9 protein-coding genes and 1 pseudogene are annotated in these 12,043 nt (G+C 63.1%); 9 read left to right on the top strand and 1 reads right to left on the bottom strand.

Going from position 1 to position 12,043, the window contains the following annotated elements; translation table 11 throughout:
* Positions 1–617 precede the first annotated feature (617 nt).
* The 7 genes from sfnG (at position 618) to ACVWZM_RS10270 (ending at position 8,016) form a co-directional block, all read left to right on the top strand.
* Positions 618–1,718: a dimethylsulfone monooxygenase SfnG gene (gene sfnG, locus ACVWZM_RS10300; RefSeq protein ID WP_456853059.1), complete on the top strand. Its 1,101-nt coding sequence runs from the start codon at positions 618–620 to the stop codon at positions 1,716–1,718.
* A 25-nt stretch (positions 1,719–1,743) separates the two neighbouring features.
* A complete protein-coding gene (locus tag ACVWZM_RS10295; RefSeq protein WP_456853057.1) occupies positions 1,744–2,652 on the top strand; it encodes an ABC transporter ATP-binding protein in 909 nt (302 codons plus the stop codon).
* Entirely contained in the window at positions 2,652–3,542 is an 891-nt protein-coding gene (locus ACVWZM_RS10290; RefSeq protein WP_456853055.1) for a branched-chain amino acid ABC transporter permease, read from the top strand. Before ACVWZM_RS10295 ends, ACVWZM_RS10290 begins: the two co-directional genes overlap by 1 nt.
* Positions 3,543–3,545: 3 nt before the next feature.
* Positions 3,546–4,589 carry a branched-chain amino acid ABC transporter permease gene (locus ACVWZM_RS10285; protein WP_456853053.1) on the top strand — a complete coding sequence of 348 codons (1,044 nt, stop codon included), beginning with the start codon at positions 3,546–3,548 and terminating at the stop codon, positions 4,587–4,589.
* A gap of 26 nt (positions 4,590–4,615) precedes the next feature.
* The gene (locus ACVWZM_RS10280; RefSeq protein WP_456853051.1) at positions 4,616–5,947 is read left to right on the top strand and encodes an ABC transporter substrate-binding protein; all 1,332 of its coding nucleotides are present in this window, start codon (positions 4,616–4,618) and stop codon (positions 5,945–5,947) included.
* Between the two features lie 61 nt (positions 5,948–6,008).
* Positions 6,009–6,797 carry an ABC transporter ATP-binding protein gene (locus ACVWZM_RS10275; protein ID WP_456853049.1) on the top strand — a complete coding sequence of 263 codons (789 nt, stop codon included), beginning with the start codon at positions 6,009–6,011 and terminating at the stop codon, positions 6,795–6,797.
* Between the two features lie 22 nt (positions 6,798–6,819).
* Complete coding sequence (locus tag ACVWZM_RS10270) at positions 6,820–8,016, top strand: acyl-CoA dehydrogenase family protein (protein ID WP_456853047.1); 1,197 nt, start codon at positions 6,820–6,822, stop codon at positions 8,014–8,016.
* 1,315 nt (positions 8,017–9,331) lie between these two features.
* On the opposite strand, the pseudogene ACVWZM_RS10265 reads toward ACVWZM_RS10270, so the two are convergent.
* Positions 9,332–9,751, bottom strand: a pseudogene (locus ACVWZM_RS10265) (CoA-transferase); the annotation flags it as partial.
* Positions 9,752–10,127: 376 nt separating this feature from the next.
* Between ACVWZM_RS10265 and ACVWZM_RS10260 the strand changes: the two are divergent.
* Positions 10,128–10,685: a cytochrome P450 gene (locus tag ACVWZM_RS10260; protein ID WP_253641383.1), complete on the top strand. Its 558-nt coding sequence runs from the start codon at positions 10,128–10,130 to the stop codon at positions 10,683–10,685.
* Positions 10,686–11,198: 513 nt separating this feature from the next.
* The gene (locus tag ACVWZM_RS10255; RefSeq protein ID WP_253624814.1) at positions 11,199–11,663 is read left to right on the top strand and encodes a GNAT family N-acetyltransferase; all 465 of its coding nucleotides are present in this window, start codon (positions 11,199–11,201) and stop codon (positions 11,661–11,663) included.
* Positions 11,664–12,043 lie beyond the last annotated feature (380 nt).

Genomic DNA, 12,043 nt, shown 5'->3' with positions numbered 1-12,043 from the left:
GCTTCATCGGGCAATTACCAATCGCTGGAACAATTTGCCGACACCTCCTGGAGGCGCGCAAAACCCACATTGGTCCGTGATAGTCAGCTCCTCATCTCTTCGCGCATGCATGCTCGCCTTACCGAATGGAGCAGCAAGGCTCGGGGCTAGACGCAATACCAGCGCGTTATAAGCGTCGCTTGGTGTTTGGCGGCGCGTTCAATCCGAAGAAAATCGACCGTTCAGCATCAAACGATGCATTTTGCATCAACAAAAGAATACCGCTTTCCCGGACTGGCTGAAAAAGAGATTGCCTTGGACTCGCTCGTCTCTGCTTTCTCTGAGACTATTGATCGTTCGCCGATGCTGCCTGCGAGGGGAATGCGGATGACTTGCAATGGCCCGTTTGACCGATCTCGAAGTCGCGCCGCGCCGCTGACATCGTGTCGACCGGTGTGTTGTTGACGCAGCGAGCGTGTGCCGGCGCGTATCACGGATACTGATCGGCCATCCTTTCCTTAGTTCAAATCTGCCGGCCGCTCGCATGAGCCGCGCTGCAGCCCGCTGGATGGGCGCCCGCGCGAACGCTTCGTGCTGCCTTCCTCACCCCTTCACGTCCAACATTTGAGGTAATTCCAATGACCACCAGCCATGATCAGGTCAAATTCGCTTACTGGGTTCCAAATGTTTCCGGTGGCCTTGTGATCAGCAAGATCGAACAGCGAACCGGATGGGACATCGACTATAACCGCCGCCTGGCGCAGATCGCGGAGCAGGCTGGCTTCGATTATGCGCTGAGCCAGATCCGCTTCACCGCCGGTTATGGCGCCGAGTTCCAGCATGAGCCGGTCGCCTTCAGCCACGCTTTGCTCGCCGCAACCACGAAGCTGAAGGTGATCGCGGCGCTGCTGCCCGGACCGTGGAATCCGGCGGTCGCCGCCAAGCAGATCGCCACCATCAGCCAGCTGACCGAGGGGCGCGTTGCCGTCAACATCGTCAGCGGCTGGTTCCGCGGCGAGTTCGCCGCGATCGGCGAGCCCTGGCTCGACCACGACGAGCGCTATCGCCGCTCCGAAGAATTCATCCGCGCGCTGCGCGGGATCTGGACGCAGGACAATTTTACGTTCCGCGGCGATTTCTACCGCTTCTCGGACTACACGCTGAAGCCGAAGCCGGCGTATCCATTGCCCGAGATCTTCCAGGGCGGCAGCTCGCGCGCCGCGCGCGACATGGCCTCGCGGGTGTCGGACTGGTACTTCACCAACGGCAACTCGGTCGAGGAGATCAAGAAACAGGTCGACGACATCCGGGCCAAGGCGCGAGCCAACAATCACTCCGTCAAGATCGGCGTCAACGCCTTTGCGATCGCGCGGGACAGCGAGGCCGAGGCGCGCGCGGTGCTGGACGAGATCGTCGTCAAGGCCGATCCCGATGCGGTCAACGCCTTCGCGCATGAGGTGAAGAATGCCGGCGAGGCCTCGCCGGAAGGTCAGGGTAATTGGGCGAAGTCGAGCTTCCAGGACCTCGTCCAGTACAATGACGGCTTCAAGACCAATCTGATCGGCACGCCTGAGCAGATTGCCGAGCGCATCGTGGCACTGAAGGAAGTCGGCGTCGATCTCGTGCTGCTCGGCTTCCTGCATTTCCAGGAAGAGGTCGAATATTTCGGCCGCCGCGTCATTCCGCTGGTCCGTGCGCTGGAGGCGAAAACCGCCGCGCACGCCCAGGCCGCCGAATGATCGGGAGCCTTTCGACGTGACGGCGATGGCGACGAATGCTGACGTCCTTGCGCTGGAGGCGGCTCCAGCGGAAGGCAAGCCGCGGGCAACGGCGATGGCCGATGCTCCCGATCGGCGGCTCGCGCCGGCCGCCGATCGCGCGGCACGGCCGGTGCTGGCGTTGAGCGACATCGCGCTGACATTCGGCGGCGTCGCGGCGCTGCGCGACGTCGACCTTGCGGTCGCGCCGGGTGAGATCCGCGCCGTGATCGGGCCCAATGGCGCCGGCAAGAGCTCGTTGCTCAACGTCATCAGCGGGCTCTATCGGCCCGACCGCGGCCAGGTGTGGCTCGGCGAGCATGCGTTCGTTCAGGTGCCGACGGCGCGATTGGCTGCGCACGGCGTCGCGCGCACGTTCCAGAACCTCGCGATCTTCAAGGGGCTGTCGGTTTTCGACAATGTCCTGATGGGGCTCGCGCATCGTGTCCGCACAGGTTTCCTGCGCCAGATCATCGGCTCGCCACTGGCGCGCCGGATCGAGGCGGAGAACCGCGCCGCCGCCGACGACGTCATTCGCTTCCTGCATCTCGACGATGTCCGCGAGCGCGCCGCCGGAACCTTGCCCTATGGCTTGCAGAAGCGGGTCGAGCTGGCGCGGGCGCTGGTCGCGCGGCCTGCGCTGCTGCTGCTGGACGAACCGTTCGCGGGCGTCACGTTGAGCGAGAAGCTCGAGCTGTCCGAGCACGTGCGCCACGCGCGCGACAGCTACGGCGCCACCATCGTGCTGATCGAGCACGACATCGCCGTGGTGATGGGATTGTCCGATCGCATCGCGGTGCTCGACAACGGCCGCAAGATCGCCGACGGCACGCCCGACGAGGTGAGATCCAACCAGGCGGTGATCGACGCCTATCTCGGCGTCGCGCATCAGGACGTCACGGAGCTCGCGATCTGATGTTCGACTATCAGTTTCTGATCGAGGTGCTGGTCGGCGGCCTGCTGTCGGGGGTGATGTACTCGCTGGTCGCGATCGGCTTCGTACTGATCTACAAGACCTCGGGCGTGCTCAATTTCGCGCAAGGAGCGATGCTGCTGTTCGCGGCGCTGACCTTCGTCAGCCTGATCGAGCGGAGCATCTCGTTTCCGGTCGCGTTCCTGGTCACGCTCGCGATCATGGTCGTGCTGGGCGTGAGCGTCGAGCGAACCGTGCTGCGGCCGCTCGTCAACCAGCCGCCGATTACGCTGTTCATGGCAACGCTCGGGTTGTCCTACGTGATCGAGGGCGCGGCGCAGCTGTTGTGGGGCACGCAGGTTCACGGCCTCGACATCGGGATCAGCGACGTGCCGCTCGACATCGCCGGGGTCTTCATCAGCCGGTTCGATCTGTTCGCCGCAGCAGTCGCAGGGAGTCTGGTGGCGCTGTTCGCGCTGTTCTTCCGCTACACCCGAACCGGGCTCTCGTTCCGCGCGGTTGCCGACGACCCGTTCGCGGCACTTGCCGTCGGCCTGCGGCTGCCGCGGGTCTGGGCCAGTGTGTGGACCGCCTCCGGCATCGTCGCGCTGGTCGCGGGGCTGTTGTGGGGCGCGCGTCTCGGCGTGCAGTTCTCGCTGTCGCTCGTGGTGTTGAAGGCATTGCCGGTGCTGGTGCTCGGCGGTTTCGATTCGATCGCCGGCGCGATCATCGGCGGTCTTCTGATCGGCGCCATCGAGAAGCTCGCGGAAGTCTATGTCGGGCCGCTGTTCGGCGGCGGCATCGAGGCCTGGGCCGCCTATGTGGTGGCACTGGTGCTGCTGCTGGTGCGGCCGTCCGGGCTGTTCGGGCAGAAGCTGGTGGAAAGGGTCTAGGCGATGAGCGCAGCAGCACCGGGAGGACGGCTCGCGCCTGGCGTCGGGACCATTGCGATCGCCGCCGCAGCGGTTATCGCCTTTGGCGCCGTTCCACTGCTTGGTTCCGACTATCTGATGGACGCGGTGTTGACGCCATTTCTGGCGCTGGCGCTCGCCGCCGTCGGGCTCAACGTTCTCACCGGCTATGCCGGGCAGGTGTCGCTGGGCTCCGCCGCATTCCTCGCGGTCGGAGCCTATGCCGCCTACAACCTTCACCTCCGGATTCCGGAGCTGCCGCTGATCGTCGATCTGGTGCTCGCCGGCCTGATCGCGGCCGCGATCGGCATCGTGTTCGGCTTGCCAAGCCTGCGCCTGCGCGGGTTCTATCTCGCGGTATCGAGCTTGGCCGCGCAGTTCTTCGTGCAATGGGCGCTCACCAAGTTCGGCTGGTTCTCCAACGACAATCCGTCCGGCGTGATCGATGCTCCGGTGCTCGGCGTGGCTGGGCTCACCTTCACAAGCCCGGCCGGGCGCTATGTGTTCTCGCTGAGTGTCGTCGTGGTGGCGACGTTCCTGACCTTGCGACTGCTGCGCGCGCAGAGCGGCCGCAACTTCATCGCGGTGCGCGATCACGAGCTCGCGGCCAAGGTGATCGGCGTGCCGCTGCTGCGCACCAAGCTCCTGGCCTTCGCTGTCTCCTCGTTCCTGATCGGCATCGCCGGGGTGTTGTGGGCCTTCGCCTATCTGCGCACGGTCGAGCCGGCCGGCTTCAATCTCGACCGCTCGTTCCAGATCCTGTTCATCATCATCATCGGCGGGCTGGCCTCGCTGCGCGGCGCATTTCTCGGCGCCGCCTTTATCGTGGTGTTTCCGCTGATCCTGTCACGCGCCGGCGCGGCCTTGCTTGGCGGTGTGTTCGATTCGGGCGTGCTGGAGATGAGCCAGCGCATCGTCGTCGGTGCGCTCATCATCGCATTCCTGATTGCCGAACCGCGCGGCCTGGTCGCGCTGTGGGATCGGCTTTGGAGCGCCGTCACGCGGCCGGCCGCCATCAGCAACACATGACATTTCGCACCACTGGAGAGTTCAAGATGATTAAATCGAGATATCTGAAATTTGCCTTTGCCGCGGCGGTCGCCTCGGTGCTGGCCGGGCTACCTGCCGCGCGGGCCGACGAGCAGTTTTTCCCCCTGCAAAGCTACCGGGTCGGCCCCTATGCGGCCGGGGGCACCGGCTTCTTCGGCGGGTTCATCGACTATCTCAACCTGATCAACATCCGCGATGGCGGCGTCAACGGCGTCAAGCTGACCTGGGACGAGGGCGAGACCCAGTACGAAGTCGAGCGTGGCGTCGAGGTCTATGAGCGGCTGAAGGGGCGGCCCGGGGTTGCCGCGTGGAATCCGCTGTCGGTCGGCATCGCCTATGCCATGATCGACCGCATCACCAAAGACAAGGTGCCGCTCATCACCATCAATCACGGCCGCACTGATTCGACCGACGGTCGCGTATTTCCCTACGTCTTCCCATTGCTGCTCAATCCCTACAGCGAGACCTCGGGAATCGTGAACTACATTGCGAGCCGCGAGGGCGGGGTCGACAAGCTGAAGGACAAGAAGCTCGTCGTGCTCTACCACGGCTCGCCCTACGGCAAGGAGACCATCCCGATCTACAAGCTGCTGGCCGACAAGTATCAGTTCAGCCTGGAGCAGATCGAGGTCCCGCACCCCGGCAACGAGCAGCAATCGCAATGGTTGTCGATCCGCCGGGCGAAGCCCGATTACGTGGTGCTGCGCGGCTGGGGCGTGATGAACCCGGTGGCGCTGAAGACCGCGCAGAAGGTCGGGTTCCCCGCCGACCACATCATCGGCAACGTCTGGTCCAATTCCGAGGAAGACGTGATTCCGGCCGGCGACGCCGCCAAGGGTTATATCGCGATCACGACGCAGGCATCCGGCGAGCAATATCCGGTGCTGCAGGAGGTGATCAAAACGGTCTACGGCGCCGGCAAGGGCAATCTCGATGACAAGAAGCGGATCGGCAGCGTCTACCACAATCTGGGAATCGTGAACGGCATCCTCAATGTCGAGGCGATCAGGATCGCGCAGAAGAAGTTCGGCCAGCGCACCCTGACCGGTGACGAAGTGCGCTGGGGCTTCGAGCACCTCCAGCTCGATCCGGCGCGAGTCGAAGCGCTCGGCGCCAAGGATCTGTTCCACTCGATCAACGTCACCTGGGACAACCACGAGGGCGACGGCCGGGTCACCTTCCAGCAGTGGGATGGCAGCAAATGGAAGGTCGTCTCGGGCTGGATCGCGCCGGACTGGGCCTTCCTTCGCCCGATCATCGAGAAGTCGGCCGCCGCCTATGCCAAGGAGCACGGCATCAAGGTGCGAACCTCCGGCGACGACGCGGTCAGCAACTGACGCAGCCACAGGCCGCGGGAGCTATCCGGCTCCCGCGTCCTGCAACGCCATGGATCAACAGATGAGTGAAACCCTGCTTTCGGTCGAGGCACTCGCAGCCACCTACAACCACGCGATCGCGGCGGTCAGCGACGTCTCGCTCGCGGTGCGGCGCGGCGAGATCGTCGCCGTGCTCGGCGCCAACGGTGCCGGCAAGTCGACCACGTTGCAGGCCATTTCGGCGCTGCTCTCGGCGCGTCGCGGCCAGATCACCGCCGGGCGGATCATCCTTGACGGCCGCGACGTCGCGGGCACGTCGGCGGCGACCCTGGTTCGCGCCGGCCTCGTGCCCGTGCTCGAGGGGCGGCACTGCTTTGCCTCGCTGACGGTCGAGGAGAATCTCATCACCGGCGCGATGGGGCGTGATGCGCGGCGGACCGAGATCGCCGCAGACCTCGAGCGCATCTATCAGCTGTTTCCGCGCCTGAAGCAGCATCGCCGCGTGCTCGCCGGTCTGACCTCCGGCGGCGAGCAGCAGATGACGGCGATCGGCCGGGCCCTGATGTCGCGGCCTCGGCTCCTGGTGCTGGATGAACCATCGATGGGGCTCGCGCCGCTGGTCGTCGAAGGGATCTTTCGCGCGCTCAAGCAGCTCAACAGCGAGCAGGGGCTGTCGATCCTGGTCGCCGAGCAGAATTCGACCGTGGCGCTGCGCTTTGCCGATCACGCGGTGGTGCTCGAGAACGGGCGCAGCGTGCTGGCAGGGAGCGCAGCCGAGCTGCGGCAGCGTGCCGACATCAAGACCCATTATCTCGGCGGATCGTCGCAGGGCGATCTCAGCCGGAAGCAGCCGACGCAGGCTGTCGCATGATTGCAACCCGGAGAGACTGACCATGGCCAACGACAATCTCGCACGCAAGATCGACGACGACGTTTATGCCAGGCTCGATGCCGGCATCGACGCGACGGTGAAGGTGAATGCCGACCGCAACGATCGCGAGAGCCGCTTCCCGCGCGAGAATCTTCGCGCGCTGGCGGAGGCCGGCTGGACCGGCGTGCTGAACGAGACCCAGTTCGGCGGGCTCGGCCTCGGCCATCTGGATTTCGCCGAGGCGGCGTACCGGATCGGGCAGGCCGACGCCTCCACCGGCCTGGTCTATGTCATGCACGTCGGCGCGGCCCAGACCATCAACCTGTTCGGAAACACCGATCAGAAGGAGCGCTGGCTGAAGGCCAGCAATGGCAGCCTGCTCGGCACCTACTCGACCAGCGAACGCGCCACCGGCGGTCACTGGTGGTACAATCTGTCCGAAGCTTCGCGCGACGGCGAAGACTACCGCGTCAACGCCGAGAAGTCGTTCACGACCAGCTCGGGCCAGGCCGACTATTACGTGGTGCAGACGCGCACGCCAGGCGCCAAGGACCAGGCCGACATCATCTTCTTCATTGTCGACGGCAAGGCGGAGGGGATCGAGTCGCGGCCCTGGGACGCGCTCGGCGTGCGCGCCAACCATTCGGGCCCGATCCGCTACAGCAATGTGCGCGTGCCGCAGCGCGACCGGCTCGGCGCCGAAGGGCAGGGCAAGGAAATCATCTATGACGGCGTGTCGCCGGTCTATCTGATCGGGCTCGGCGCGGTCTGGGAAGGCGTCGCGCGCGGCGCGTTGAATGCTGCGATCGCCCACACCACGAGTTTCGTGCACAAGGACAGGAACAAGAGCCTGTCGGACTATCAGGCCATCCGCCAGGAGCTCGGCGCGGCCAAGGTGCTGGTCGAGACGCTGCGGCCGTGGCGCAATGAGCTCGCGGGCAAGCTCGACGCGCTCTGGCGCGCCGGCAAGCCGCAAAGCGAAATCCTGATCCCGCTGACCGAGTTCAAGGTGCACGCCGCCGAGGTCGCCAACAAGGTCGCCGCGACCGCGCTGACGGTGACGGGCGGCTACGGTTATCATCGCGGCCCGATCGAGCGCGCCTATCGCGACGCCCGTGCAGCGATCGCGATGGGGCCGTCCAATGTCATCGCGCGCGACTGGATCGGGAAGGCAGTGGTCGGTCTGCCGCTGGAGCTCTTCTACGAGGGGGGAGAGTAAGTCGAACAGGGGGACATCCCCAACCTTCGCACATGAGATGTCTCTCTTGTGAAATAGCTCTCCATTGCCGGTGGCGATGCTAGAGCGACCGGGACGTGTGCTGTCGGGAGGTCAACGGTTTCGATTAGACCAGCGGCGTCCATGTCCACAGCAAGACTCCGCCGTCTTCTCAGGGCGCCTTAAACGGAGCCTTATCTGTCGAATGGCAGCTAGGGCGCGTCCGAGATCAAGAGCGATCCTGTTGGCGATAATTGGATCCGCCATTTTGCTTCGATATTGAGGTCGATAAGGATATTCATCATCGCCTGCCTTCCCGAACTCGCTATTGGGGGCCTCCCGAGAGAGGGGCAGATAATGTAATGGCGCCATCGGGACATCCAGGATTCGAACAAAGGACCGGCGGGCGCCGGCGCTCGCGCTACGACTGTACGGTCCCGAGTCGGTCTGGCAGGAGGTCGGCCAGCGGCTCCTCGACGATGCCTGCGCTCGGCTGACCGGCCGTCAGGAAGATGAGGTCGATCCCGACGAGCCTGATCCGGATGATTTCCCGGCCGGTCCGAAGTGGCCGTGATCGCGCTACATTCGTGCTCAAGATTTTAATGGTTCGGCCCTGCAAGACGCGGGCGGCGCGAAAAATCAGCCGAGAGCGTGCAGTCGGGCGTGGCAGCGGCGACGCCAGAGACGTCGGCGGGTCCGCAGGATATCCGAAATGCGCCTGCTGCGGCGAGACAGGAGATCCGTCTCCAAATCCACCGCGATCGAGGCCAATCGGTACGCTCCCCCGACCATCCGCGTGACTTCCTCGTCCCCGATCGGACGATCGTCCCGATCGGCGATCCGCGCGTTACCGACGAACGTGCCGGTCTCGACGTCGATACAGGTGACGGTGCCCGGGCCCGCCGGATCTTCCGGTCCTGAGACGATTACGTGGCAGTCCCGATAAGGCAGTTTCCGCCTGCAGATGCTTGAGGGGGCCGAGGACACGTCGCACTTCCATTTTTGGCGCCGGCCAGGCACGTCGCCTGCGGCAAAGTTTCTGTGCGCGGGAGAAGCTCTCGCGTGTGCTTCGAGGATTGGCCGGCGGCGGTGAACGAGTGCCGCGAACGATCGCTACAATTTGAAGCGTTCCGGCGAAGGGCGGGGCCGGTTCGTTTAATGGGAAAGAATCCGTTGCCTTCGAGACTTCGGCTCTGGCGATTTCCCAAGGATTCGTTGAGGAAGACTCGAACGAGCATTCCGTCAGGATCGCAGGCGGCGTTCCAGCTTAAGCTTCTGGAGGGCAGAACGAGTCACCAGCGGCATGGATAGCGTCGGCGACGACACAGTCGACGAGGATGCCCGGAATCGGCACTTCCCGCGGATTGAGCGAGTTACTGGCGGCGATCCGCTCCACCTGCGCGATGACGAAGCCGCGAGAATTCTTCGCGGCCATTGCCATCGCCAAATTGTCGAGCGTAAGCGCCTCCCGCTCCATGGTGATGTTCCCCGCCGGATCGGCCGTCGTGCCCCGCAGCAACGCTACGTTGATCGGGAAGGACTTGTAGCGAAGCCACTCCTCGTCATTGATCCGCATCAGTTCGACGAGATCTTCGGTGGTCTTCTCGTTCAGTTTGCCGCCCTCGAGGCGCGGATCCACGAAAGTCTTCAGCCCGACCTTGGAGATCACGCCGGGACCGCGTGCAGCGATATTGCGATAGAGGTGGGAGATGCAACCAAGCGGGAGGTTATAGGCCTCGTGACACCAGGCCAGCACGCCCCAACTGGGGTTACTATGTCTAGGGAAAGGCGGAGCCAGCTACTCAAATGGCCACGTATGGTGACCGCTGGATCATCGAAGATGATTATCTGAGCGAACTTCAGCTAGTGGGGCGTGCCCGGCCGGCACTCGCGTCTGAAGACGGCTACGGAAAAGTCATTCACATCGGGAGTTTCAGCAAGACGCTGAAACCGTCCCTGAACCTCGGCTTCTTGGTAGTCCCAGATGATCTAAAATCGCGGTTTGGGGAAGCTGCAGCGTGTCTGTCGCCGTCCTTCGCGACGGCAACTCATCTCGCGCTCGCACAGTTCATTGCCGAGGGTCGCGGAAAGCTCAAGCCAGGCAGTGGGCCGAGATGTTGCACGATGCGGCGGATCGAGGAGAAATACCCAAGGAGCAAGCGAGCCTCATGGCGCTGTCTTATGTGGAGCCTTCCCTCGATACAACGATCTTTGCGACCTCCAGTGCGATTTGGCTATTCGCCAATAATCCCGATCAATGGGATCTCATCAGGGAGGATTCGACGCTGATTCCCAACGCGATCAGCGAAGTGATTCGGATGGAGTCGCCGATCCAAGGATTCTCACGGTTTGCTGTGCAAGAGCACTCGTTCGACGACATGGCGATTCCGCAAGAATCGCGTGTTATCGTGCTTTACGGCTCCGCCAATCGTGATGAGCGGAGATGGGTGGATCCGGGCCGGTTCGACGTACGTCGAGAGGGAGTGTCCGGCCAACTGGCCTTTGGCCACGGTGAACACTCATGCATCGGGATAAACCTGGCTCGCATGGAGATGGCAGCATTGCTGACTGCGCTTGCCAAGAGAGTGAAGCGTTTTGAGATCAGATCCAGCGAACGAGCCATAAACAACACACTGCGCGGGTTTAAGAAGCTGGACGTCATCGTCCATTGATCCCGTAGCGCAAGCCTATGCGGGCTGCGACGCCGTCGGTCGCAGCCCGCCCTTGTTTCGGACCAAGGACTGCAGGCGTGTTGCGTGACGTTTGGCGCCCGGCCGGCAGTCAAAGGCCTCTACAGCGGGATGCAAGCGTCGGCTTGCTAGTTCGGCCACGCGAACGGTCGATCAAGGTGTCTGCTGATCCCAGGGATGGTACAGTAGTTTCTACGTTTGATGGGCCTATTATTCGTTGCCACCATAAGGCTGCAATAACCAATGATAGGCCGCGTACGCACCAACCCGGCGGGGACGCGGACTACAGCCGCATTACTCCCACAGCGACAAAGCTTTGCGGCATGGCGATATCTTGCGAGCGGCTAGATTCGGACGTGAACTATCATCTCGGCTGGCCGCGGAGAGCGATACCGCATAAAAGTGATCCCTCCGTCCATCAGCCGAGGAAAAGGTACGCGCTACATGGAGCAGCCGACAAGCCACGGTAGAACGAACACAATTGCGATACGGCCAATGGTCGAGAGCGACGTTCCGGAATTGCTTCGGCTAATGCATGCGATCGTCAGTTTTGAGCGTGGTCAGAACTTCGCGCTCAGCGAAGCGGAGTTGCTTCGCCGTGGCTTCGGTGAGCGGCCAGAGTTCGGCGCTTACGTTGCAGACGTCGGCCCAGGGGCACTCGCCGGAATGGCGGTCCACTACGAGATCCCATTCATGCATACTTTGCAGCCCCTTTTGATGATGAAGTGGCTCTATATCGATCCCGAATATCGAGGCACGGGTATTGGCCGAAGGCTTATGCGCCAGATGGCGCTGCATGCTCGTAAAACGGGTCACGAGCGCTTCTGCTGGTTCGTGCTGACCGACAATGCGCCGGCGCAATCGTTTTACCGCGGTGTCGGTGCGACAGAGGACCCTGAGTGGAGACGATGGATCCTGCCGACTGACGCTTTAAAGCGTCTCGTGGACGACGCAAGTTGACCGTCATCCACCCTTCCGATGCCTCGACGGCATCTTCGAGTGTCCACCTTGGGTGCTGTACCAAACAGATAGATTTGGTCCTTCGCCCAACGTGGCAAATGGTGAATTTCAAGAATCGCGACTTGCCGAGTAGTCACGACTCGCCGACTCTCATCGGTCCGGGGCTCCCCTGTGAGGGTAGTCTCGGTCTGCCGCCATCGGCATCTCTTCTGTGATCTAGCCGCAAGGCTGGAGGCTCAATCGGTCCGGGCTCCGCGTACAAGGAGCGAGCCTGCGGGTTGTCTTTTCCGCGCAACAGAGGAGGCAGAGCTATGCGAAGTCATAGCGCCAGTCGGAAGTCAGTTTTTGTAAACGCGTATCTCCGGTGGAGATTCGGGAAG

It is taken from the genome of Bradyrhizobium sp. USDA 4501, assembly GCF_054062115.1.
This window is presented reverse-complemented; position numbering and strand designations above follow the sequence as displayed.

What these genes read in the sequence shown, in the direction of transcription:
- ACVWZM_RS10260 (WP_253641383.1), top strand. Translation starts at nt 10,128, where the DNA reads ATGTTGCACGATGCGGCGGATCGAGGAGAAATACCCAAGGAGCAAGCG.
- ACVWZM_RS10275 (WP_456853049.1), top strand. Translation starts at nt 6,009, where the DNA reads ATGAGTGAAACCCTGCTTTCGGTCGAGGCACTCGCAGCCACCTACAAC.
- ACVWZM_RS10280 (WP_456853051.1), top strand. Translation starts at nt 4,616, where the DNA reads ATGATTAAATCGAGATATCTGAAATTTGCCTTTGCCGCGGCGGTCGCC.
- ACVWZM_RS10295 (WP_456853057.1), top strand. Translation starts at nt 1,744, where the DNA reads ATGGCGACGAATGCTGACGTCCTTGCGCTGGAGGCGGCTCCAGCGGAA.
- sfnG (WP_456853059.1), top strand. Translation starts at nt 618, where the DNA reads ATGACCACCAGCCATGATCAGGTCAAATTCGCTTACTGGGTTCCAAAT.
- ACVWZM_RS10285 (WP_456853053.1), top strand. Translation starts at nt 3,546, where the DNA reads ATGAGCGCAGCAGCACCGGGAGGACGGCTCGCGCCTGGCGTCGGGACC.
- ACVWZM_RS10255 (WP_253624814.1), top strand. Translation starts at nt 11,199, where the DNA reads ATGGTCGAGAGCGACGTTCCGGAATTGCTTCGGCTAATGCATGCGATC.
- ACVWZM_RS10290 (WP_456853055.1), top strand. Translation starts at nt 2,652, where the DNA reads ATGTTCGACTATCAGTTTCTGATCGAGGTGCTGGTCGGCGGCCTGCTG.
- ACVWZM_RS10270 (WP_456853047.1), top strand. Translation starts at nt 6,820, where the DNA reads ATGGCCAACGACAATCTCGCACGCAAGATCGACGACGACGTTTATGCC.